Source organism: Pseudomonas sp. RIT778 (assembly GCF_019718735.1).
Lineage (GTDB): Bacteria > Pseudomonadota > Gammaproteobacteria > Pseudomonadales > Pseudomonadaceae > Aquipseudomonas > Aquipseudomonas aphyarum.
Genome location: NZ_JAIHBA010000025.1, coordinates 67,935 through 89,258, shown reverse-complemented (window position 1 = coordinate 89,258; position 21,324 = coordinate 67,935). Strand labels below are relative to the sequence as shown.

Sequence of the window (21,324 nt, the reverse complement as noted above, 5' to 3'; positions counted from 1 at the left end):
TTGAATGGCCTTCCTTGCACTCGGTATCAACCACAAGACTGCTTCAGTAGACGTCCGCGAGCGCGTGGCCTTTACCCCTGAGCAGCTGGTGGAGGCCTTGCAGCAGCTCTGCCGACTCACCGACAGCCGCGAAGCTGCGATCCTCTCCACCTGCAATCGCAGTGAGCTGTATATAGAACAGGATCAGCTTTCGGCCGATATCGTGCTGCGCTGGCTGGCCGACTATCACCATTTAAGCCTCGATGAGCTGCGCGCGAGCGCTTATGTGCATGAAGATGATGCGGCAGTTCGTCACATGATGCGCGTCGCCTCCGGGCTCGACTCGCTGGTGTTGGGCGAACCGCAGATTCTCGGCCAGATGAAATCGGCCTACGCCGTGGCCCGCGAGGCCGGCACCATCGGGCCGCTGCTCGGGCGACTGTTCCAGGCGACCTTCAATGCCGCCAAGCAAGTCCGTACCGACACCGCCATCGGCGAAAACCCGGTGTCCGTGGCATTTGCCGCCGTCAGCCTGGCCAAACAGATTTTCAGTGACCTGCAACGCAGCCAGGCCCTGCTGATCGGTGCCGGCGAGACCATCACTCTGGTCGCCCGTCATTTGCATGAACTCGGGGTCAAGAGAATCGTGGTCGCCAACCGGACGCTGGAGCGCGCCAGCCTGCTGGCCGAGCAGTTCGGTGCCCACGCAGTGTTGCTCTCGGATATTCCTGCCGAACTGGTACGCAGCGACATCGTCATCAGTTCTACCGCCAGTCAGTTGCCGATCCTCGGCAAGGGCGCAGTGGAAAGCGCGCTGAAGCTGCGCAAGCACAAGCCGATCTTCATGGTCGACATCGCCGTTCCCCGTGACATCGAGCCAGAAGTCGGCGAACTCGACGACGTTTACCTCTATAGCGTCGACGATCTGCACGAAGTGGTCGCCGAAAACCTCAAGAGCCGTCAGGGTGCAGCGCAGGCGGCCGAAGAGATGGTTTCGGTCGGCGCCGACGATTTCATGGTGCGCCTGCGCGAGCTGGCGGCGGTCGATGTGCTCAAGGCCTATCGTCAACAGAGCGAACGCCTGCGCGACGAAGAACTGCAAAAGGCCCTGCGCCTGCTGGCCAACGGCGGCAACGCCGAAGACGTGCTCGGGCAACTGGCCCGTGGCCTGACCAACAAACTCCTGCACGCTCCGAGCGTGCAGTTGAAAAAGCTTTCTGCCGAAGGCCGCCTCGATGCGCTGGCCATGGCTCAGGAACTCTTTGCCCTCGAGGGCTCACCGGATAGCTTTTCGGATAAAAAACCGCAATGAAAGCGTCACTGCTCAATAAGCTGGACATTCTCCAGGACCGTTTCGAGGAACTGACCGCGCTGCTCGGCGACGGCGAAGTCATTTCCGACCAGACCAAATTCCGCGCCTATTCCAAGGAATACGCCGAACTTGAGCCGGTGGTACAAGGCTATAAAAAGCTGCTCGGCGTACAAAGTGATCTTGAAGGCGCGCAGGCGCTGCTCAAGGACAGCGACCCGGACATGCGTGAAATGGCCGTGGAAGAAGTCCGCGAAGCCAAGGAGTTGCTGATCACGCTGGAATCCGACCTGCAGCGCATGTTGCTGCCCAAGGATCCCAACGACGGGCGCAACGTGTTTCTCGAAATCCGCGCCGGCACCGGTGGCGACGAGGCGGCGATCTTCTCCGGCGACCTGTTACGCATGTACTCGCGTTACGCCGAGCGGCGTGGCTGGCGCGTGGAGATCCTCTCGGAAAACGAAGGCGAACACGGCGGCTATAAAGAAGTCATCGCCCGCATCGAAGGCGACAACGTTTACGGCAAGCTGAAATTCGAATCCGGCGCGCACCGCGTACAGCGTGTACCCGCCACCGAATCCCAGGGCCGTATCCACACCTCGGCCTGCACCGTGGCGGTATTGCCCGAGCCGGACGAGCGTGAAGCCATCGAGATCAACCCGGCGGATTTGCGCGTCGACACTTACCGCTCCTCCGGGGCCGGTGGTCAGCACGTCAACACCACCGATTCGGCGATCCGCATCACCCACATACCGACCGGCACCGTTGTCGAGTGCCAGGAAGAACGTTCCCAGCACAAGAACCGTGCCCGGGCGATGGCCTGGCTGGCGGCCAAGCTCAACGACCAGCAGACGGCTGCAGCGGCCAACGCCATCGCCAGCGAACGTAAATTGCTGGTGGGTTCCGGTGACCGCTCCGAGCGTATCCGCACCTACAACTTTGCCCAGGGCCGGGTCACCGACCACCGCGTCAACCTGACCCTGTATTCCCTCGACGAAATCCTCGCCGGTGGCGTCGAAGCGGTGATCGAGCCGTTGCTGGCCGAATACCAGGCCGACCAGCTCGCAGCGATAGGTGAGTAAATGACCATCATCGCCAGCCTGTTGCGCGCCGCCGAATTGCCGGATTCGCCCACCGCGCGTCTGGACGCCGAATTGCTTCTGGCCGCCGCGCTGGGCAAGTCGCGCAGTTTTCTCCACACCTGGCCCGAGCGCATCGTGCCCAGCGAAGCCGCACTGGTCTTCGCCGAGTACCTGCAACGTCGTCGCAGCGGCGAGCCGGTGGCCTACATTCTGGGTCAGCAGGGTTTCTGGAAGCTGGATCTGGAAGTCGCGCCGCACACGCTAATCCCGCGCCCGGACACCGAACTGCTGGTGGAAGCCGCACTGGAATTGTTGCCGGCGACCCCGGCCAAAGTTCTCGACCTCGGCACCGGCAGCGGGGCGATTGCCCTGGCCCTGGCCAGCGAGCGCCCGGCGTGGAAAGTCACCGCCGTGGATTGCGTGCTGGAAGCCGTGGCCCTGGCCGAACGCAATCGCCAGCGCCTGCACTTGAACAACGCCACGGTGCTGAGCAGTCACTGGTTCAGCGCCCTCGAAGGCAAGCGTTTCGAGCTGATCATCAGCAACCCGCCGTACATTCGCGCTGCCGATCCGCATCTGGTGGAAGGCGATGTGCGTTTCGAGCCGGAAAGCGCCTTGGTGGCCGGCATCGACGGGCTCGATGATCTGCGCCTGATCATCGCCCAGGCGCCGGCCCATCTGGAAGCCGGCGGCTGGCTGATGCTCGAACACGGCTATGATCAAGCCGAAGCCGTGCGCGATCTGCTGCTGACGCAAGGTTTCGAAGAAGTCCACAGCCGCACCGATCTGGGCGGCCATCAACGGATCAGCCTGGGGCGCCTGCCGTGCTGAATGATCAGGAATTGTTGCGCTACAGTCGGCAGATCCTGCTGCAACACATCGACATCGATGGCCAGTTGAAGCTCAAGGACAGCCGGGTATTGATCGTCGGCCTCGGTGGTCTCGGTGCGCCAGTGGCCTTGTACCTGGCGGCGGCGGGTGTCGGTGAATTGCACCTGGCGGATTTCGACACGGTCGATTTGACCAACCTGCAACGCCAGATCATCCACGACACCGACAGCGTCGGCATGACCAAGGTCGACTCGGCGCTCAAGCGCCTGAGCGCGATCAATCCTGAAATCAAGCTGGTGCCCCATCGTCAGGCACTGGACGAGGATTCTCTCGCCGCAGCCGTGGCGGCGGTGGATCTGGTGCTCGACTGCTCGGACAATTTCTCCACCCGCGAAGCGGTCAATGCCGCGTGCGTGGCGGCGCGCAAGCCCTTGGTCAGCGGCGCCGCGATCCGCCTCGAAGGACAGCTTTCGGTGTTCGACCCGCGTCGTGCCGAGAGCCCGTGTTACCACTGCCTGTACGGTCACGGCAGCGAAGCCGAATTGACTTGCAGCGAAGCCGGCGTGGTCGGGCCGCTGGTCGGTCTGGTCGGCAGCCTGCAAGCGCTGGAAGCCCTGAAGTTATTGGCGGGTTTCGGCGAACCGCTGGTGGGCCGTCTGTTGTTGATCGATGCGCTGGGCTCGCGATTCCGTGAGCTGAGGGTCAAGCGCGACCCGGGTTGCAGCATCTGTGGTTCGCAGCATGCGTGAAGCGCCGATTGCCGTCTTCGATTCCGGCGTCGGCGGCCTGTCGGTGCTGGCGGAAATCCAGCAACTGCTACCGAATGAATCGCTGCTGTACCTCGGCGATTGCGGCCATATTCCTTATGGCGAGAAAACCCCGGAATTCATCCGCCAGCGTTGCAGCGTGATGGCCGGGTTTTTCCGCGAACAGGGTGCCAAGGCGCTGGTGATCGCGTGCAATACCGCGACCGTGGCCGGGGTCGCCGATCTGCGCCGGGACTTTCCCGAGTGGCCGATTGTCGGCATGGAGCCGGCGGTCAAACCGGCCGCCGCCGCCACCCGCAGCGGCGTGGTGGGGGTACTCGCCACCACCGGCACTTTGCAGAGTGCGAAATTTGCGGCGCTGCTCGATCGTTTTGCCACCGATGTGCGGGTCATCACGCAGCCGTGCCCCGGACTTGTCGAGCGGATTGAAAGCGGCGATCTGCATAGCGCCGAGCTGCGTGCATTGCTCAAGCACTACGTCGATCCGCTGCTGGCCAACGGTTGCGACACGATCATTCTGGGCTGCACCCACTATCCGTTTCTCAAGCCGATGCTGAAGTCGATGATCCCCGAGAGCATCAGCCTGATCGATACGGGCGCGGCGGTAGCACGTCAATTGCAGCGGCTGCTGGCCGAGCGTGATCTGCTCGCCGAAGGGCCGAACCGGCCGGTCAGATTCTGGACCAGCGCCGATCCCGCGTCTTTGCGCAAGACCCTCGCCCTGCTGGGTCAAGTCGATGGCGACGTCGAAAAATTCACCTTGTAAAAAAAATGTGAAATAACTAAAAATTCAGCTGAACTTCTGACCAAGCGCGGATTTCTATAGCGCAGAGTGACCTAGAAAAACCAAACGATCGTTCCGGAAAAGGAAGTTTCAACGTGAAGCGACTATTCTGCTTGGCCGCGATTGCGGCTGCACTGATGGGGCAAAGTTTTACCGCACAAGCTGCTGGCGTCGAGTTTGCAGTGGGTGCCACCAGCGATTCGACGATGACTTATCGCCTGGGCATGAATTTCGATTGGGACAAGAGCTGGCTGCAAAGTGACGTTGGTCGTCTGACCGGTTACTGGAGTGGCGCCTACACCTACTGGGAAGGCGACAAGACCTCCAGCAACAACAGCCTGTCGTTCTCGCCGGTGTTTGTTTACGAGTTTGCCGGTCAGTCGGTCAAACCGTATGTCGAGGCGGGGATCGGCGTAGCGCTGTTCTCCAACACCGAATACGAAGACAACAAGCTCGGCGGCGCCTTCCAGTTTGAAGACCGCTTTGGTTTCGGCCTGCGCTTCAATGGCGGGCATGAAGTCGGTATCCGTGCGACGCACTATTCCAACGCCGGTCTGAGCAGCGACAACGATGGGGTCGAAAGCTACGCATTGCATTACACGATGCCGCTATAAGCCCCCAGAAAGTCAGCCCCGTAAAAAAGGAGCGCCTAGCGCTCCTTTTTTTATTCAGCGATACGCCGTGGCAATCCCCTGGCGTTCGTCGATGCATTCCGGTGCGCCCATTTCGAACTCGCGGCAGATCAGCGGACGCTTCTCGTAGATCGTGCACATCATCGTGTCGCGATCCAGCGCCGCGCACCAGCCGTCGTCCAGACGCAGCATCACCTCACCACCCCAATCGTCGGTATCGATAAAACGCTCGGGTACGCCGGTGTCGGTGATCAGCATCACTTCGAGCTGGCAGCAGCAGGCTGCACAGGTCGAGCAGGTGACCTCGGGCTCGGCGATTTGCCGATGGGGAATGGTTTTCATGGCGCCAGTGTACGGCAGTGGCCGGTGAGCGTGTGAAAGGCCTGACAGGCGTTTAACGCGTCAGCCGCCGGGACAACTGGTGCAGCAGCGGAAACAGCAACGCCCACAGCAGCGCGATGCCGATCAGGGTCGCAAGCTCTCCGAACGGAAATTGCACACCGGCCAGTCGTCCGCCGGCGCCATAAGACAGCGCGCCACCTGCCGCGCCAAGCAGGCTGGCCAGCCACCACGGACTCGCGCTCCATTGCAGGCAATGACGCAATGTCGTGGCAAATAACGCCCACAACAACATCAGCCACAGCGGAATCAGCGGCGACAGATCCTTGAACTCGAAAACCCCGAGGCCGCGCAACAGGCTGTCCACCGCCGTGCCGATGATCACCACACTGAGGATCAACCGGCCTTCCTGCGCCCAACTGCTGATCCAGCGCAGATGAATCACCAGCACCGCCAGCGCCAGCAACAACCACAAACTGTTACCGCCGAGCACGCAGGCCAACCAGCCGATCTGGAACAGCACCGCGTTGGCCAACCGCTCAAGCATCGAAACGGCCCAGCAAAGGCGCGGTCATCGCCGCCGGTTTGGCCAGCACCAGTTGTGCGGTGCCGATGGTGCGCTCGAGGAATCCGCCCTCGCAATAACACAGGTAGAACTCCCACAGCCTGAGGAAGTAATCGTCATAGCCCAATTCGGTCAGACGGCCGTGAGCATGGCGAAAGTTCTCGTGCCACAGACGCAGGGTGCGGGCGTAGTGCAGGCCGAAATCTTCCATGTGCAACAGGTTCATGTCGGTGTCGCGGCTGACGATCTCGAGCATTTTCTGCACGCAGGGCAGGGCGCCGCCGGGGAAAATGTAACGCTGGATGAAGTCCACGCCACGACGCGCCTGCTCGTAGCGTTGTTCGCGGATGGTGATCGCTTGCAGCAGCATCAGGCCGTTGCTCTTGAGCAAGTGCGCGCACTGTTTGAAGTAGGTCGGCAGGAAACGGTGGCCGACTGCTTCGATCATTTCGATCGACACCAGTTTGTCGTACTGGCCGGTGAGGTCACGGTAATCCTTGAGCAGCAGCGTCACCTGATCCTGCAGGCCGAGGCGTTCGATGCGGGCGGCGGTGAAGGCGAACTGCTCCTTCGACAGTGTGGTGGTGGTGACTTTGCAGCCGTAGTGCTGCGCTGCGTAAAGCGCCATGCTGCCCCAGCCGGTGCCGATTTCCAGCAGGTGGTCGTCGGGCTTGAGCGCGAGTTTCTGGCAGATCCGCTCCAGTTTGTTCAGTTGCGCCTGCTCCAGGCTGTCGTCGGGACTGAGAAACTGCGCGGCCGAATACATCATGGTCGGGTCGAGAAACTGTTCGAACAGGTCATTGCCGAGGTCGTAGTGGGCGGCGATGTTTTTCTGCGAGCCCTTGCGCGTATTGCGGTTGAGCCAGTGCAGCCCGCGCACCAGCGGGCGACCAAGCCGGGCCAGGCCACCTTCCATTCCGTCGAGCACTTCAAGGTTGCTGACGAAGACCCGCACCACGGCCGTCAGATCCGGCGAGCGCCAGTAACCATGAATGAAAGCCTCACCGGCGCCGATCGAGCCATTGCCCGCGACCAGGCCCCAGGCAGCCGGATCCATGACCTGAATTTCCCCCACCAACGCGCTGCCCGGTGTGCCGAAGACGTGGCGTTCGCCGTCCTCGATGACGATCAGTTGACCCTGCTTGAGCTGCTCCAGCTGGCGCAGTACTCCCCGGCGCAGCAGCGAGCCGCTCAGGCCGTGGGGGCTGAGCAGGCTGGCTTTGGCCGAGACGCTAGTGGATTTCATGGTGGCGTTCCTCGGTCGGTACGGTGGCGGTTCGAAAACGGTCGTCGGCGCGCTGGTGGGCAAATATCGGGGTGCGCTTGAGCAACAGGCGCAACGCCTGCCAATAGATCGCCAGCGCGGTCTTGGCGGTCATCCAGGGAAAGCGCCACAGGTGCCGGTGCAAGTGGTGTCGATCAAGGGGTTCACGTCGCAGGTCGAGGGTGGCGTCGAACAGTTTTTGCTCGCCTTGCCAGTCGGCCATGTGCACACCCAGGACCTGCGCGGCAGGGCTGAAGCTCATGCGGTATTCCAGGTCCGGCGGCAGGAATGGCGAGACATGAAACGCCTTGGCCACGGCAAAGTGCTGGTGAAAGTCCTGCAGATTGCTGGGCGCTCTGGCCGGCAACACGTAGTGAAAACGCTCGCGCCACGGGGTATTGCTGACTTCGCAGAGAATCGCCGCCAGTTGGCCGTCGGCCTCGTGGCAATAGAAAAAACTCACCGGGTTGAACGACAGGCCCCAGCTGCGTGGCTGGGTCAACAGGCAGATCGAACCTTGCGGCGCATGGCCCAGAGCTTCGCCAACCAACTGGCGCACCGCATCGCTCAGGCGCACGCCGCTGCCGGTGAAGGTTTTCAGGTAGTCGGTTTCGCGAAATGAAAACGGCGCAAAGCGGCCGGCGCCTGCCAGTCGGGACAGGCCCAGCACCGCCTCCTGTTCAGCCAGATCGAGGTACAGCATGCCGATCCGGTAACGGAACTCATGACGGCGCGGGGCGAATCGCCGATGGGCGATCCAGCCACTGTAGAGTGCGCTGTTCACAGGCTTTCTCCGAAGGACGCGGCCACGCGCAAAGCGCTGACCACCCCGTCCTCATGGAAACCGTTGGCCCAATAGGCGCCGCAATAATGCGTGTGCTGCTCGCCGTCGATTTCGGCCCAGCGCTGTTGCGCCGCCACCGCCGCGAGGCTGAATTGCGGGTGAGCGTAGGTGAAGCGCGCGAGCACTTTGGACGGGCTGATGCCGGCGCTCTGGTTGAGGCTGACGCAGAACGTGGTATCGCTCTGGATCCCTTGCAGGATGTTCATGTCGTAGGTCACGGCGGCCTGGGTATGACCGGCGCCGCCGAGGCGATAATTCCAGCTGGCCCAGGCCCGTTTGCGTGTGGGCAGCAGGCGGGTGTCGGTGTGCAGCACCACTTCGTTGTCGGCGTAGGGCAGAGCGCCGAGGATTTCCCGTTCTTTATCGTCAGGATTTCCCAGCAGTCGCAACGCCTGATCGCTATGGCAGGCCAGCACCACTTTATCGAAACGTTCGATGCCGGCCGGGCTGTGGATAACCACGCCGTGTGCGTCGCGATCGATCCGCCCCACCGGGCAGTTCAGGCGGATGCGCTCCTTGAACGACGTCGTCAGCGGCGCGATGTAGGCGCTGGAGCCACCCTTGATGACCTGCCACTGCGGGCGATTGCTGATCGACAGCAACCCGTGGTTCTCGAAAAAGCGCACGAAGAACTGCAATGGAAAATTGAGCATCTCGGCCATCGGCATCGACCAGATCGCCGCGCCCATCGGCACGATGTAATGCAGGATGAAACGCTCGCCGTAACCGCCGGCCTTGAGGTAATCGTCGAGGGTGGTGTCGGTGGCGATCCGCTGTTCGGCAAGGTCGCGCCGGGCTTCTTTGTTGAACCGCAGGATGTCGCGCAACATGCCCCAGAATCCGGGGGACAACAGGTTGCTGCGCTGGGCGAACAGGCTGTTCAGATTATTGCCGTTGTATTCCAGACCGGTGTCCGGATCGTTGACCGAAAAACTCATCTCGGTGGGTTTGAAGGCCACGCCCAATTGGCCGAGCAAACGAATGAAGTTCGGATACGTCCAGTCGTTGAACACGATGAAACCGGTGTCCACTGCGTAGTCGCGCCCTTCCACGGTGACCGGTACCGTGTGCGTATGACCGCCGACCCGGGCGTCGGCTTCGAACACGGTGATGTCATGTCGGCGAGCGAGCAGATACGCGCAGGTCAAACCGGCGATGCCGCTGCCTACGATGGCGATTTTCATGTTGCATCCCTGAGCGGCGGATTGCTGCGCACCATGCGTTTGCCAATCGCCAGTTGTACGCGCGCGGGCATTTTCGACAAGGGCCACAGGACCGCCATGAACAGCGCCGGAAAGGCGATCTCCAGCGGCCGGTCTTTCAGCTTGGCGAAGATATGCCGCGCGGCTTTATCCACAGGCCAGCTGAGCGGCATCGGAAAATCATTTTTGGCGGTCAGCGGCGTGTCGACGAAACCGGGGCTGATCACCGTGACTTCAATGCCTTCGTCCGCCAGGTCGATGCGCAGGGATTCGAACAGATAACGCAGACCGGCCTTCGACGCACCATAAGCTTCGGCGCGAGGCAACGGCACATAGGTCACCGAGCTGGCCATGCCCACCAGATGCGGTGCCGTGCCTTTGCGCAACAAGGGCAGGGCGGCTTCGATGCAATAGCTGCTGGCGAGCAGGTTGGTGCGTACTACGTGTTCGATGATCGACGCGTCGAATTGACGGGCGTCGACGTATTCGCAGGTGCCCGCGTTGAGGATTACCGTATCGAGCGAGCCCCAGTCCGCAGCGATCTGTTCGCCGATTTCACGCACGGTCTGACTGTTGGTCAGATCACCGGGCACCACCAGCACCTGTCCCGGATAACGTTGCGACAGCACTTTGAGCGGTGCAACCTGGCGGGAACTGACCGCCAGATGTGCACCGGTCTTGAGGATTTCTTCTGCCAATGCTGCACCGATGCCACTACTGGCACCGGTCAGCCAATAACGCCGTGGAGCTGTACGACTCATCCCAATCTCCTTTTCAGCCAGGCAATCACTCGGCCCAATACGGGTAAATGTTCATAAAGCAGCGCTCCGGCATCGAAGTAATCCCGGTGGCGGTAAACCTTGTCGCTCCAGAGCAGGTGCGAGCAGCCGGCGACGCGGATCAGTTGCCCACCGCTCAGACGCGGGTGGCGGTAGCTCATGACCCAACGCAGATAGCCTTCGCCGTCGCTGATCTGGTCGAAGCCGTGGAAATCGAAGCGCAGTTCGTTGACGTTGGCGTACAACTCACTGAAGTAAGCGCGCAGGTTCGTCAGCCCCTGCACTTCGTGTAGCGGGTCGGTGAAATGAATGTCCTCGCTGTACAGCTCATCCAGGGTGCGCAAGTTGTCCTTGTTCAACTGTGCGAACCGCTGGGCGAAACTGCGCAGAAATTCACTCATCGCTCACTCCTTGAGATGCGCGTGACGGCAGGTTTTTGAACGCTGTCAGCGCCCGTTCCCGTGATGCGCTCAGATTGACGATCGGCGCCGGATAGTCCGCCACGCCGAACAACCCGCCGGCACTGGCCGGGTTGTGGACTTCTTTCTTGTTCAGCCCGGCCAGTTCCGGCAACCAGTGCTTGATGAACAGGCCTTCGCTGTCGAATTTTTCCGACTGGCTGACCGGGTTGAAAATGCGAAAGTACGGCGCCGAATCGGTGCCGGTCGAGGAACTCCACTGCCAGCCGCCGTTGTTCGCGGCCAGGTCGCCGTCGATCAGGTGGCGCATGAAGAAACGCTCGCCTTCGCGCCAGTCGATCAACAGGTTTTTGGTCAGAAACATCGCCACCACCATCCGCAGGCGGTTGTGCATCCAGCCGGTTTCCAGCAGTTGGCGCATGGCCGCGTCGATGATCGGCAAGCCGGTGCGGGCTTCCTGCCAGGCGGCCAGATCCGCAGGCGCATCGCGCCAGGCCAGGGCTTCGGTTTCCGGGCGGAATGCGCGATGGCGTGAAACCCGCGGATACCCGACGAGGATGTGTTTGTAGAACTCGCGCCACAGCAGTTCGTTGATCCAGGTGACAGCGCCGACCTTGCCGCTTTCGAATTCACCCTGATTGCTTTGCAGGGCGGCGTGCAGGCATTGGCGCGGCGAGATCACGCCGGCGGCCAGATAGGCCGAGAGCTGGCTGGTGCCGGGTTTGGCCGGGAAGTCGCGTTCGCTCTTGTAGTAGTCGATATGCGCATCGGCGAACGTGTCGAGACGGCGCCGGGCCTCGGCTTCACCGGCGGGCCACAGGGCGCGCAGGGATTCGCCCGGTGTCGGGAACCCTTCGATGGCTTCTGGAACGGGATCGCTGGCGATGTTCAGCGCCGATTGTTTGCCCGGTGCCTGTTTCAGCGACGGCATCGAGCGGTGCAGGCGTTCGTAGCAGACCTTGCGGAACTGGCTGAACACCTGAAAGTAAGTGCCGGTTTTGGTCAGTACGCTGCCGGGTTTGAACAGCAATTGGTCCAGGTAGCTGTGGAAGGTGATGCCTTCGGCTCGCAACGCCTCGGCAACGGCCTCGTCGCGACGGCTTTCGTTGATGCCGTATTCCTCGTTGACGTGCACGGCCTCGATCTTCAGTTGCCGGCACAGTTCGAGCAGCACGGCGGGTGCCTGATCCCAGTGAGGCGCGGTGCGGATCAGGAGCGGGATGTTCAGGGCACCCAGGCTTTTGCTCAACTCGCGCAAATTGCGCAGCCAGAAATCGATCTTGCACGGCGCGTCGTCATGTTCCTGCCATTGCAGCGGGCTCAACAGGTACACAGCCACGGTCGGGCCACGCTCGGCGGCGGCCGCGAGGGCGGTGTTGTCATGTTGGCGCAGGTCGCTGCGCAGCCAGATCAATTGCATGTCGGTCTCTGTCTGAATCATTAAATCAATCCACGCTGAATGAGCACCCGATGCGCCGAAAGAGGGTCTTCGGCCAGGAGCAGATCAGCGAAATCGGAAGTCTTTGCGGACAACTCGGCGTGGTGAATGCACACCGTGGGTCCGGCAATCAGTTTTGGGCAGCTGACGCCATTCAACAGTTTCGGTAGCTGCGCAAGGCTCAGGGCTTTGCTGGAATACAGCAGTACGCCACGGGCTTGCAGGGTATCGGTTGCCAGTGCCAGCTCTCCGGCCGGCAGCGGCCAGTCGAACACCTGCACCGGGCAGTCGGCGCTGCTGATCAGCCAGGCGCAGAGCCACAGGTGCGGCTCCAGCGGTAAATCCGACTGATTGACCAGCAGCAGCGGCGCGGTGCGCAACTGACGGTTGTTATGGTAGATGCGTGCGCCAAATTTGCTGCGCAACCAGGCAAAAAAGAACACGCGCTCCATCTGCGCGCCGAACTGGCCCTGCCAGCGCTGTTCGAGATCGCTCAGCAGCGGCAGCAGCAATTGCTCGCAGAGTGTGCGTGGCGGATACAGCGCCATCGCCTGGTTGATGCTGTCGTCGAGGCTGCGCTCGTTCAGGTGAGTAACCGCCAGCAGGGCGGCCTGGCGCAACGGATGCCATTCGTCCTCCACCGGTTCGTTTAAAGCTTGCGCCGTGTCGAGCAGCGGTTTGACCTGGCTGACCGCAACGCCCCGATTGAGCCAGGTGAGGATGTTCTGGATGCGCTGCACATGTTCGGCGCTGTAAAGACGATGGCCCTTGGGCGTGCGCTGCGGAACGATCAGCCCGTAGCGTCTTTCCCAGGCGCGCAGGGTTACGGCATTCACGCCGGTCTGGCGCGCGACTTCGCGAATCGGCAGCCAGCCTTCGTCGAGGGCTTTCTTGAAGTCGGCGCCGAGGTCTTCACGGGCGCTGGTGTCGGGTGAGTCGTTCATCAAATGGCGTTTCGCAGACTGAGGTTTTCCGGATGCGGTTGCAGGTACACCTGCTGCGCAATGTAGGGATCCGGGTGGAGGCGAAAGTGATGCTTGAGCAGCGTCAGCGGCACCACCAGCGGCACGATGCCGTGCCGGTACTGGCCGATGATGTGCTGCACTTCCTGTTTGTCTTCGGGGGTGATGACCTGTTTCAGGTAGCCACTGATGTGCTGCAGGACATTGCTGTGGGTGCGGCGGGTGGCGCATTTCTTCAGCGCCGCCATCAGTTCACTGAAATAGCGCGGGCCGAGTTCGTCCGGCGCTGTCTGGCCCATGTTGCCCAGCAGATTGCCCAGCGTCTTGTATTGCACCGGGTTGTGGGCCATCAGCAGGTATTTGTAGCGCGAGTGAAATTCGGTCAGTGCGCGGCGGCTCAAGCCCTGCTTGAGCACCTGCTGCCATTCGCGGTAGGCGAGCACGCGGGTGATGAAGTTTTCCCGCAGCACCGGATCGTTCAGGCGCCCGGCTTCCTCCACCGGCAGATTCGGATGCTGCGCACAGAACGCCTCGGCGTAAATGCCACGCCCGCCACCATTCACCGGTGCACCGTTGGCGTGGTAGACCTTGACGCGCTCCAGACCGCAGGAGGGCGATTGCTGCATGAAGATGTAGCCGCAGATGTCACTGAGTTCCCCCGCCATTTTCTCGCCGTAAGCGGCCAGTGGCTGGGTGACGTTAATCGACGGATTGACGGTGCCGACCGCTTCAGGCTTGGCCGGGTCGCCCACAAGTCGAATCGGCTCGCGGGGAATTCCCAGACCGATCGCTACTTCAGGACAGACGGGAACGAATTCAAAATGCTCGGCCAGGGTGCGGCTGCACAGCCGCGATTCCTTGTGTCCGCCGTTGTAGCGGACCTCGGCGCCCATCAGGCAGGCGCTGATGGCGATTTTCGGTAGGGACGTCGATGAGTCGGACATGCAGCAACCTCGAATCTAAACCTGTACAGACAAACTGATCTGTACAACATGACTTCAGCATAGATTCATGGGTGTACAAGTCAAATTGTTTGTATAAGTTTTTTGAGGTTTTCAGCGCCAGCCCATTTTCCAGCGTGAGTCATCCTGCAGGACCTGCCAGTCGCATTGCTCGGTACGCCGGGTCAGCACCGCCTGCAATTCGATCGTCAGCACCGTACCTTCTTCGTCGCGGAACAGTTCGGTCACCAGAAAATGCTTTTCACGGTTTTGCGGGTGGGCTGCTGTCCATTTCGACAGCAGCAATTTGCGCGGATTGATGCGGTTCACTGCAGGTGTTCGTGCAAGCGTCTTGCAGCCTCCTGACCACTGAGCCACGCCCCTTCGACCCGACCCGACAGGCACCAGTCGCCACAGGCATACAGGCCCAGATCGGCATCGGCCAGGGTGCCCCATTCATGGCTGCTGGCCGGCCGGGCATAGAGCCAGCGGTGGGCGAGGCTGAAAGTCGGGGCCGGCATGGCGCTGTGCAGCAATTCGGCGAAGGCGCCGTGCAATTGTTCGATCACCGCTTCCTTGGGCAAGTCGATGTGCTGCCGGCTCCAGGCGCTGGTGGCGTGCAGGACCCAGGTGTCGCACGTGGTGTCGCGTCCCGGTTTGCTGCGGTTGCGGGCCAGCCAGTCGAGGGCGCTGTCCTGGACGAAGCAGCCTTCGATCGGCGTATCCAGTGGCGTGTCGAAGGCGAGGGCGACGGCCCAGGTCGGGTCCATTTTCACCCCGGCGGCGGCACCGGCGAGTTTCGGCGCGGCGGCCAGCAGGGCGGTGGCCTGAGGCGCCGGCGTGGCGATCACGACGTGGCTGAACGGCCCGTGGGTGAAGCCTTCGGCGTCCTGCAGGTGCCAGTGTTCTTCGCCGCGATAGACCTCGGTGATCCGGCAGGCGAAGTGCACTTCCAGACCGTCGAGCAGGCCTCGGGTGATGGCGCTCATGCGCGGCGTGCCGACCCAGCGGGTCTGTTCGTCCGGCGACAGGTTTAACTGCCCGCCATGAAAGGTGTAGAGCTGCGGTGCCCATTCGGCGACCCAGCCTTTGCTTTGCCAGCGCTGGACTTCGGTCACGAAGCGTCGGTCACGGGCGGTGAAATATTGCGCGCCCATGTCCAGCGAGCCGGCGTCGCTGCGCTTGCTCGACATGCGCCCGCCGCTGCCGCGGCTTTTATCGAACAACTGAACGGTATGCCCGGCATCCGTCAGGGCCTGGGCGGCGGAGAGTCCGGCGATGCCGGTGCCAATGATTGCGATAGGTACAGTCATAGGGGCCTCGTTTACCTTTCTGTACAGACTACGCCGTGGATGAAACCTGTACAATTTTGTTTTTTGGTATAACTTCCAGCGTTCTCGTTCTGACAGCTTGGCCTATGGTTAAACAATAGAGCCTGCCCGATAGAAAAGATCCCTGTTTATAAAAATAGACTAGTGATCGGGGTAAAACGCCACGCGAGGTAGAAGTCATGCACATATTGCTGACCGGCGGTACTGGATTGATCGGACGTCAGCTTTGCCGGCACTGGTCCGGGCAGAGGCATCGCCTGACGGTCTGGAGTCGTCGTCCGGAAAAAGTCGCGAAAATCTGTGGCGCCCAGGTGCGTGGAATCGCGCGTCTGGAGGACCTTGGCGACGAGCCGGTCGACGTGATCGTCAACCTTGCCGGCGCGCCGATTGCCGACCGGCCGTGGACCCATCGGCGCAAGGCGCTGTTGTGGAGCAGCCGGATCACGCTGACCGAATCGTTGCTGGCGTGGCTGGAACATCGCGGGCAGAAACCGTCGCTGCTGATCTCGGGCTCGGCGGTGGGTTGGTACGGTGACGGCGGCGAGCGTGAGTTGACCGAAGATTCGCCGCCGGTGATCGACGATTTCGCCAGCCAGTTATGCATCGCCTGGGAGGAAACCGCGCAACGCGCCGAAGCGATGGATATTCGTGTGGTGCTGGTGCGCACCGGGCTGGTGCTGTCGGCCGAGGGCGGCTTTTTGTCGCGCCTGCTGCTGCCGTTCAAGCTCGGGCTGGGTGGGCCTTTGGGCAATGGTCGGCAGTGGATGCCGTGGATTCATATCGATGACCAAATCGCCCTGATTGATTTTCTTCTGCACCGCAATCAGGCGAGCGGTCCTTATAATGCGTGCGCGCCGAAACCTGTGCGCAATCGCGAATTCGCCAAGACGCTGGGCAGCGTGCTGCACCGTCCGGCGTTCATGCCGATGCCGGCCCTCGCATTGAAGGTCGGGCTCGGCGAGATGTCATTGCTGTTGCTGGGTGGCCAACGGGCCACGCCGAAACGCTTGCTGGAAGCGGGATTCACTTTCCGGTTCACGGATTTACGCGCGGCCCTGGACGATCTTTCCGGCCGCCTCTGAAATAGGACGTTGCATGACCGATCACGCCTTGCTTCTGGTCAACCTGGGTTCGCCGGCCTCCACTTCGGTGGCCGACGTGCGCAGCTACCTCAATCAATTCCTGATGGACCCGTACGTGATCGACCTGCCGTGGCCGGTGCGGCGTCTGCTGGTGTCGCTGATCCTGATCAAGCGCCCGGAGCAGTCGGCCCATGCCTACGCCTCGATCTGGTGGGACGAAGGTTCGCCGCTGGTGGTGCTCAGCCGTCGCCTGCAACAGCAGATGAAGGCGCAGTGGACTCACGGCCCGGTTGAGCTGGCCATGCGTTACGGCGAGCCGTCGATCGAGACAAGCCTGTTGAAGCTGGTCGCGGCGGGGCACAAACGAATCACCCTCGCGCCGCTTTATCCACAGTTCGCCGACAGCACCACCACCACGGTGATTGAAGAGGCCAAGCGTGTGGTGCGCGAGAAAAAGCTCGATGTGCAGCTGTCGGTGTTGCAGCCGTTCTACGATCAGCCGGAATACCTCGACGCGCTGGTGGCGAGCGCCAAGCCGCACTTGCAGCAGGATTACGATCACCTGTTGCTGAGCTTTCACGGTTTGCCGGAGCGGCATCTGACCAAGCTCGACCCGACTGGCAATCATTGCTTCAAAAATGAAGATTGCTGCAAGAACGCCTCGGCGGCCGTACTGGCCACCTGTTATCGCGCCCAATGCCTGCGCACAGCGGCGCTGTTCGCTGAGCGCATGGGGCTACCGGACGGCAAGTGGTCGGTGTCGTTTCAGTCGCGACTGGGCCGGGCGAAGTGGATCGAACCCTACACCGAAGCGCGGCTGGATGAACTGGCCAAAAGCGGCGTGAAGAAGATTCTGGTGATGTGCCCTGCGTTTGTTGCCGATTGCATCGAGACCCTGGAAGAGATCGGCGATCGCGGCAAGGAACAGTTCCGCGAAGCGGGGGGAGAGGAGCTGGTGCTGGTGCCGTGCCTGAATGATGACCCGCAATGGGCGAAGGCGTTGGCAACGTTGTGTGAACGGGCGCCACTGGCCCTTTGATGATCGTCGATGATTGATCGTTCCCACGCTCCGCGTGGGAATGCAGCCCGTGACGCTCCGCGTCACTGGACGCGGAGCGTCCCCAGAGGCATTCCCACGCAGAGCGTGGGAACGATCAGTGTGGGGTGATCCGCGTGGGAACGATCTTGAAGCCAAGGCTTAGATCAGCGGCTCATCCGCCTTCTTGTGTTTCCAGCTGTCATTGCCCGGCAGGATCAGGTTCAGCGCAATCGCCACCACCGCGCACAGCGCGATGCCTTTGAGGCCGAAGTCGTCGGGACCGGTGCCGGTGCCGACCAGCACACCGCCGATACCGAACACCAGGGTCACCGAAACGATCACCAGATTGCGTGCCTCGCCCAGGTCGATCTTGTGACGGATCAGGGTGTTCATCCCCACCGCCGCGATCGAACCGAACAGCAGGCACAGAATCCCGCCCATCACCGGCACCGGAATGCTTTGCAGCAAGGCGCCGAACTTGCCGATGAACGCCAGGGTGATGGCGAAGATCGCCGCCCAGGTCATGATTTTCGGGTTGTAGTTCTTGGTCAGCATCACTGCGCCAGTCACTTCGGCGTAGGTGGTGTTGGGCGGGCCGCCGAACAGGCCGGCTGCGGTGGTGGCGATGCCGTCACCGAGCAGGGTGCGATGCAGGCCAGGCTTTTTCAGGTAGTCGCGACCGGTCACGCTGCCGACCGCAATCACGCCGCCGATGTGTTCGATCGCCGGGGCCAGCGCCACCGGGACGATGAACAAAATCGCCTGCCAGTTGAACTCCGGCGCGGTGAAATGAGGAAGTGCAAACCATGGGGCTGCCGCAATCTTCGCGGTGTCGACGACACCGAAATAGAAGGACATGGCGAAACCCACCAGCACGCCGGAAATGATCGGCACCAGACGGAAAATGCCTTTGCCGAACACCGCCACGATCAACGTGGTCAACAGCGCCGGCATCGAGATCATCATCGCGGTCTGGTAATGGATCAGCTCGGAACCGTCACCGGCCTTGCCCATCGCCATGTTCGCGGCAATCGGCGCCATGGCCAGGCCGATGGAGATGATCACCGGACCAATCACCACTGGCGGCAGCAGACGGTCAATGAAGCCGGTGCCTTTGATCTTCACGGCCAGGCCAAGGAAGGTGTAGACGAAACCGGCCGCCATCACGCCGCCCATGGTCGCCGCCAGACCGAACTGGCCCTTGGCGAGAATGATCGGGGTGATGAAGGCGAAGCTCGACGCCAGGAACACCGGCACCTGACGCCCGGTGACGATCTGGAACAGAATCGTCCCAAGACCTGCGGTAAACAGTGCCACGTTCGGGTCCAGGCCCGTGATCAGTGGCATCAGCACCAGGGCGCCGAAAGCCACGAACAGCATCTGTGCGCCGGACAGCACCGTGCGCCAGAGCGGATCGTTGAACTCTTGCTGCATGCTTACGCGTCCTTCTGCTTGGTGCCGAAGATCTTGTCACCGGCATCGCCAAGCCCAGGAATGATGTAACCGTGCTCATTGAGTTTCTGATCGATGGACGCGGTGTAGATGATCACGTCCGGGTGAGCTTTCTCGACAGCGGCGATGCCTTCCGGCGCGGCAACCAGCACCATCGCGCGGATGTCCTTGCAACCGGCCTTCTTCAGCAGGTCGATGGTCGCAACCATGGAGCTGCCAGTGGCGAGCATCGGGTCGATGATCATCGCCAGGCGTTCGTCGATTTCCGGAACCAGTTTTTCCAGATAGGTGTGGGCCTGCAGGGTTTCTTCGTTACGGGCAACACCGACGGCGCTGACCTTGGCGCCCGGGATCAGGCTCAGCACGCCTTCGAGCATGCCGATGCCGGCGCGCAGGATCGGCACGACGGTAATTTTCTTGCCGGCGATTTTCTCGACCGACACAGTGCCGCACCAACCTTCGATATCGTAGGTTTCCAGCGGCAGGTCTTTGGTAGCTTCATAGGTCAACAGGGCACCGACTTCCTGAGCGAGCTCGCGGAAATTCTTGGTGCTGATGTCTGCACGGCGCATAAGGCCAAGTTTGTGACGGATCAGCGGATGGCGGATCTCTTGGATGGACATGGGGAAAGGCTCCGGCGGCGGGCAAAAAAACCGGCCTAGATTAATCTATCCGAGGGTGATGTCCTATAGGACATACAGTACGTTAGTCCACAAATGCTTGATTCGGCCGTGCGGGATGCGTACCTTTGCCCGCTTTTCCGAAACAGACCCCCCTTGGAGAGCGCCATGTCCGCTGATCTCGAGCATATCCGTCAAATCATGCGAGAGGCTGACTGCCTGTACACCGAAGCTGAAGTCGAGGCTGCCATTGCCCGCGTCGGTGCACAAATCAACGAACAACTGGCCGACAGCAACCCGGTGGTGTTCTGCGTGATGAACGGCGGCCTGATCTTCTCCGGCAAACTGCTGACCCATCTGCAGTTCCCGCTGGAAGCGTCCTACCTGCACGCCACCCGCTATCGCAACGAAACCAGCGGCGGCGACCTGTTCTGGAAAGCCAAGCCGGAAGTCTCGTTCATCGACCGCGACGTGCTGATCATCGACGACATCCTCGACGAAGGTCACACCCTGGGCGCGATCATCGACTTCTGCCGTCACGCCGGCGCACGCAAAGTGCACACCGCCGTGCTGATCGACAAGGATCACGACCGCAAGGCCCGTCCTGACCTGAAAGCCGACTTCGTCGGTCTGCCGTGCATCGACCGTTACATCTTCGGCTACGGCATGGACTACAAAGGCTACTGGCGCAACGCCAACGGGATCTTCGCCGTCAAAGGCATGTAAGAACCCCTGAAAGATCGCAGCCCCAGGCTGCGATCTTTTGCTTTTAAAGACTGCTAAAGTGCTCGGCCCCGCCCCCCCGGAGCCTGTCATGAGCCTCTTGATCCGCAGCTGCGCCGCCCTGTTGCTGACCCTCAGCCTGCCCCTGGCCGCCGCCCCGATGCACAGTCAATTCCTGCCGCCGGACGACCTGACCCTGCGTGATGCCGAACCCGAGCAGCAGCAACTGTTGCAGGTCACCGATTATTCAGTGGTGGTGGGGGCCCAGCGCCAGTCCAATCAGCAGCCGATCCCGGTCACCTCGCCATTGATGATCCGCCTCAAGGGCAAATCCCTGAACAAGGGCGCAACGATCAATCAGGTGCTGGTCAACTTCGATGGCGAAAGCAAAAGCCTGAAAAAACCGGTGTATGACGACAAGAGCAAGACCCTGACGCTGTTCTACCCGCTGGCCCAGTACCGGGTGGTGATCGATCTGTTGCGCAACGACACCGTGTATTGCCAGTTCCTGACCTACGCCAACGGCCACATCTGGGCCGATTTGCACACCGGCAGCACGCGCTCGCGTTGAGCCTTGTGCCTGCGCAGGGGTAAACTGCCCGCCCCGTGAAATGTCTGCGAGCTGGAGTCGGCAATGCGTAAAGATAAGAAGCAAGTGATTGGTGACGAGATCGGCGATGAGCAGATCAAGCTGTTCCTCGATTTTGAGCCGGTCGACGCCACCTCGCCGTCGCTGCACAAACTGGTCAAGGCCTACCGTGGCCTGCGCATCGACGATTTCGAGCGTTTCCTGACGTTCTTCGTTGCAGCCGGTTATGACGTGGACGGCAAGGACGAGCACGGCAAGACCTTCGTCGACCAGATCCGCGATCAGCGCAACGCCCCGGAATACATCGAGTTGATCGAGAAAGCACGCGGCTGATCGCCCGAAGTTTTCCAC

At 61.4% G+C, this 21,324-nt stretch carries 25 protein-coding genes; 11 read left to right on the top strand and 14 right to left on the bottom strand.

All coding sequences use genetic code 11. The annotated features are described in order from the left end of the window. The first annotated feature begins 4 nt into the window (after nt 1–4). The 6 genes from hemA (at nt 5) to K5E37_RS18425 (ending at nt 5,366) form a co-directional block, all read left to right on the top strand. Nucleotides 5–1,291 (top strand): glutamyl-tRNA reductase, encoded by a 1,287-nt coding sequence (gene hemA, locus K5E37_RS18450; RefSeq protein ID WP_007951716.1) that lies wholly within the window; start codon nt 5–7, stop codon nt 1,289–1,291. After that, a complete protein-coding gene (gene prfA / locus K5E37_RS18445) occupies nt 1,288–2,370 on the top strand; it encodes a peptide chain release factor 1 (RefSeq protein ID WP_221534782.1) in 1,083 nt (360 codons plus the stop codon). Before hemA ends, prfA begins: the two co-directional genes overlap by 4 nt. Then, nucleotides 2,371–3,201, top strand: a complete 831-nt coding sequence (prmC, locus tag K5E37_RS18440) for a peptide chain release factor N(5)-glutamine methyltransferase (RefSeq protein ID WP_221534781.1) — start codon at nt 2,371–2,373, stop codon at nt 3,199–3,201. Then, nucleotides 3,195–3,950 (top strand): molybdopterin-synthase adenylyltransferase MoeB, encoded by a 756-nt coding sequence (locus tag K5E37_RS18435; RefSeq protein ID WP_085606993.1) that lies wholly within the window; start codon nt 3,195–3,197, stop codon nt 3,948–3,950. The genes prmC and K5E37_RS18435 overlap by 7 nt, the downstream gene beginning before the upstream one ends. Beyond that, the gene (gene murI, locus K5E37_RS18430; RefSeq protein WP_085606991.1) at nt 3,943–4,734 is read left to right on the top strand and encodes a glutamate racemase; all 792 of its coding nucleotides are present in this window, start codon (nt 3,943–3,945) and stop codon (nt 4,732–4,734) included. Before K5E37_RS18435 ends, murI begins: the two co-directional genes overlap by 8 nt. Before the next feature lie 113 nt (nt 4,735–4,847). Beyond that, complete coding sequence (locus K5E37_RS18425; protein ID WP_085606989.1) at nt 4,848–5,366, top strand: acyloxyacyl hydrolase; 519 nt, start codon at nt 4,848–4,850, stop codon at nt 5,364–5,366. A gap of 54 nt (nt 5,367–5,420) precedes the next feature. Here the strand turns inward: K5E37_RS18425 and K5E37_RS18420 are convergent, their stop codons facing one another. The 12 genes from K5E37_RS18420 to K5E37_RS18365 form a co-directional block, all read right to left on the bottom strand. Beyond that, nucleotides 5,421–5,726 carry a YkgJ family cysteine cluster protein gene (locus K5E37_RS18420; protein ID WP_007951707.1) on the bottom strand — a complete coding sequence of 102 codons (306 nt, stop codon included), beginning with the start codon at nt 5,724–5,726 and terminating at the stop codon, nt 5,421–5,423. Nucleotides 5,727–5,778: 52 nt separating this feature from the next. After that, nucleotides 5,779–6,270, bottom strand: coding sequence for a DUF2878 domain-containing protein (locus tag K5E37_RS18415; protein WP_221534780.1), 492 nt, complete (start codon nt 6,268–6,270; stop codon nt 5,779–5,781). Further along, nucleotides 6,263–7,534: a cyclopropane-fatty-acyl-phospholipid synthase family protein gene (locus K5E37_RS18410; RefSeq protein WP_085606985.1), complete on the bottom strand. Its 1,272-nt coding sequence runs from the start codon at nt 7,532–7,534 to the stop codon at nt 6,263–6,265. The genes K5E37_RS18415 and K5E37_RS18410 overlap by 8 nt, the downstream gene beginning before the upstream one ends. Beyond that, a complete protein-coding gene (locus K5E37_RS18405) occupies nt 7,521–8,336 on the bottom strand; it encodes a DUF1365 domain-containing protein (protein ID WP_221534779.1) in 816 nt (271 codons plus the stop codon). The genes K5E37_RS18410 and K5E37_RS18405 overlap by 14 nt, the downstream gene beginning before the upstream one ends. Continuing rightward, nucleotides 8,333–9,580: an NAD(P)/FAD-dependent oxidoreductase gene (locus K5E37_RS18400; protein WP_221534777.1), complete on the bottom strand. Its 1,248-nt coding sequence runs from the start codon at nt 9,578–9,580 to the stop codon at nt 8,333–8,335. The genes K5E37_RS18405 and K5E37_RS18400 overlap by 4 nt, the downstream gene beginning before the upstream one ends. Beyond that, the gene (locus K5E37_RS18395) at nt 9,577–10,359 is read right to left on the bottom strand and encodes an SDR family oxidoreductase (RefSeq protein WP_085606979.1); all 783 of its coding nucleotides are present in this window, start codon (nt 10,357–10,359) and stop codon (nt 9,577–9,579) included. Before K5E37_RS18395 ends, K5E37_RS18400 begins: the two co-directional genes overlap by 4 nt. Beyond that, nucleotides 10,356–10,778 (bottom strand): nuclear transport factor 2 family protein, encoded by a 423-nt coding sequence (locus K5E37_RS18390; RefSeq protein ID WP_102687536.1) that lies wholly within the window; start codon nt 10,776–10,778, stop codon nt 10,356–10,358. The genes K5E37_RS18395 and K5E37_RS18390 overlap by 4 nt, the downstream gene beginning before the upstream one ends. Further along, nucleotides 10,771–12,216 carry a deoxyribodipyrimidine photo-lyase gene (gene phrB / locus K5E37_RS18385; protein ID WP_221534775.1) on the bottom strand — a complete coding sequence of 482 codons (1,446 nt, stop codon included), beginning with the start codon at nt 12,214–12,216 and terminating at the stop codon, nt 10,771–10,773. The genes K5E37_RS18390 and phrB overlap by 8 nt, the downstream gene beginning before the upstream one ends. Before the next feature lie 20 nt (nt 12,217–12,236). Further along, the gene (locus tag K5E37_RS18380) at nt 12,237–13,178 is read right to left on the bottom strand and encodes a MerR family transcriptional regulator (protein ID WP_127799877.1); all 942 of its coding nucleotides are present in this window, start codon (nt 13,176–13,178) and stop codon (nt 12,237–12,239) included. Then, nucleotides 13,178–14,140: a DUF523 and DUF1722 domain-containing protein gene (locus K5E37_RS18375; RefSeq protein WP_221534773.1), complete on the bottom strand. Its 963-nt coding sequence runs from the start codon at nt 14,138–14,140 to the stop codon at nt 13,178–13,180. Before K5E37_RS18375 ends, K5E37_RS18380 begins: the two co-directional genes overlap by 1 nt. 111 nt (nt 14,141–14,251) lie before the next feature. Beyond that, nucleotides 14,252–14,467 (bottom strand): TIGR02450 family Trp-rich protein, encoded by a 216-nt coding sequence (locus tag K5E37_RS18370; protein WP_127799873.1) that lies wholly within the window; start codon nt 14,465–14,467, stop codon nt 14,252–14,254. Then, the gene (locus tag K5E37_RS18365) at nt 14,464–15,450 is read right to left on the bottom strand and encodes an NAD(P)/FAD-dependent oxidoreductase (protein WP_007951687.1); all 987 of its coding nucleotides are present in this window, start codon (nt 15,448–15,450) and stop codon (nt 14,464–14,466) included. Before K5E37_RS18365 ends, K5E37_RS18370 begins: the two co-directional genes overlap by 4 nt. Before the next feature lie 197 nt (nt 15,451–15,647). Between K5E37_RS18365 and K5E37_RS18360 the strand changes: the two genes are divergently transcribed. After that, a complete protein-coding gene (locus K5E37_RS18360; RefSeq protein WP_221534771.1) occupies nt 15,648–16,550 on the top strand; it encodes a TIGR01777 family oxidoreductase in 903 nt (300 codons plus the stop codon). A gap of 13 nt (nt 16,551–16,563) precedes the next feature. Further along, nucleotides 16,564–17,589, top strand: coding sequence for a ferrochelatase (hemH, locus tag K5E37_RS18355; RefSeq protein ID WP_221534769.1), 1,026 nt, complete (start codon nt 16,564–16,566; stop codon nt 17,587–17,589). A 159-nt stretch (nt 17,590–17,748) separates the two neighbouring features. On the opposite strand, the gene K5E37_RS18350 is transcribed toward hemH, so the two are convergent. After that, nucleotides 17,749–19,023, bottom strand: coding sequence for a uracil-xanthine permease family protein (locus K5E37_RS18350; protein ID WP_007951684.1), 1,275 nt, complete (start codon nt 19,021–19,023; stop codon nt 17,749–17,751). A gap of 2 nt (nt 19,024–19,025) precedes the next feature. Next, nucleotides 19,026–19,664: a uracil phosphoribosyltransferase gene (gene upp / locus K5E37_RS18345; RefSeq protein WP_007951682.1), complete on the bottom strand. Its 639-nt coding sequence runs from the start codon at nt 19,662–19,664 to the stop codon at nt 19,026–19,028. 165 nt (nt 19,665–19,829) lie between these two features. Between upp and K5E37_RS18340 the strand changes: the two genes are divergently transcribed. From K5E37_RS18340 to K5E37_RS18330, 3 genes are all read left to right on the top strand, one after another. After that, a complete protein-coding gene (locus K5E37_RS18340; RefSeq protein WP_007951681.1) occupies nt 19,830–20,387 on the top strand; it encodes a hypoxanthine-guanine phosphoribosyltransferase in 558 nt (185 codons plus the stop codon). Nucleotides 20,388–20,475: 88 nt separating this feature from the next. Then, complete coding sequence (locus tag K5E37_RS18335) at nt 20,476–20,955, top strand: hypothetical protein (RefSeq protein ID WP_007951680.1); 480 nt, start codon at nt 20,476–20,478, stop codon at nt 20,953–20,955. A 63-nt stretch (nt 20,956–21,018) separates the two neighbouring features. Beyond that, entirely contained in the window at nt 21,019–21,306 is a 288-nt protein-coding gene (locus K5E37_RS18330; RefSeq protein ID WP_007951679.1) for a PA4642 family protein, read from the top strand. The last annotated feature ends 18 nt before the right edge of the window (nt 21,307–21,324 follow it).

Coding starts and splice junctions, on each gene's coding strand:
- K5E37_RS18395 (WP_085606979.1), bottom strand. CDS start 10,359: ATGAGTCGTACAGCTCCACGGCGTTATTGGCTGACCGGTGCCAGTAGT.
- K5E37_RS18365 (WP_007951687.1), bottom strand. CDS start 15,450: ATGACTGTACCTATCGCAATCATTGGCACCGGCATCGCCGGACTCTCC.
- hemA (WP_007951716.1), top strand. CDS start 5: ATGGCCTTCCTTGCACTCGGTATCAACCACAAGACTGCTTCAGTAGAC.
- prfA (WP_221534782.1), top strand. CDS start 1,288: ATGAAAGCGTCACTGCTCAATAAGCTGGACATTCTCCAGGACCGTTTC.
- K5E37_RS18360 (WP_221534771.1), top strand. CDS start 15,648: ATGCACATATTGCTGACCGGCGGTACTGGATTGATCGGACGTCAGCTT.
- K5E37_RS18420 (WP_007951707.1), bottom strand. CDS start 5,726: ATGAAAACCATTCCCCATCGGCAAATCGCCGAGCCCGAGGTCACCTGC.
- hemH (WP_221534769.1), top strand. CDS start 16,564: ATGACCGATCACGCCTTGCTTCTGGTCAACCTGGGTTCGCCGGCCTCC.
- K5E37_RS18400 (WP_221534777.1), bottom strand. CDS start 9,580: ATGAAAATCGCCATCGTAGGCAGCGGCATCGCCGGTTTGACCTGCGCG.
- murI (WP_085606991.1), top strand. CDS start 3,943: ATGCGTGAAGCGCCGATTGCCGTCTTCGATTCCGGCGTCGGCGGCCTG.
- K5E37_RS18375 (WP_221534773.1), bottom strand. CDS start 14,140: ATGTCCGACTCATCGACGTCCCTACCGAAAATCGCCATCAGCGCCTGC.
- K5E37_RS18380 (WP_127799877.1), bottom strand. CDS start 13,178: ATGAACGACTCACCCGACACCAGCGCCCGTGAAGACCTCGGCGCCGAC.
- K5E37_RS18330 (WP_007951679.1), top strand. CDS start 21,019: ATGCGTAAAGATAAGAAGCAAGTGATTGGTGACGAGATCGGCGATGAG.
- K5E37_RS18350 (WP_007951684.1), bottom strand. CDS start 19,023: ATGCAGCAAGAGTTCAACGATCCGCTCTGGCGCACGGTGCTGTCCGGC.
- upp (WP_007951682.1), bottom strand. CDS start 19,664: ATGTCCATCCAAGAGATCCGCCATCCGCTGATCCGTCACAAACTTGGC.
- K5E37_RS18390 (WP_102687536.1), bottom strand. CDS start 10,778: ATGAGTGAATTTCTGCGCAGTTTCGCCCAGCGGTTCGCACAGTTGAAC.
- K5E37_RS18340 (WP_007951681.1), top strand. CDS start 19,830: ATGTCCGCTGATCTCGAGCATATCCGTCAAATCATGCGAGAGGCTGAC.
- K5E37_RS18415 (WP_221534780.1), bottom strand. CDS start 6,270: ATGCTTGAGCGGTTGGCCAACGCGGTGCTGTTCCAGATCGGCTGGTTG.
- K5E37_RS18410 (WP_085606985.1), bottom strand. CDS start 7,534: ATGAAATCCACTAGCGTCTCGGCCAAAGCCAGCCTGCTCAGCCCCCAC.
- phrB (WP_221534775.1), bottom strand. CDS start 12,216: ATGCAATTGATCTGGCTGCGCAGCGACCTGCGCCAACATGACAACACC.
- prmC (WP_221534781.1), top strand. CDS start 2,371: ATGACCATCATCGCCAGCCTGTTGCGCGCCGCCGAATTGCCGGATTCG.
- K5E37_RS18335 (WP_007951680.1), top strand. CDS start 20,476: ATGAGCCTCTTGATCCGCAGCTGCGCCGCCCTGTTGCTGACCCTCAGC.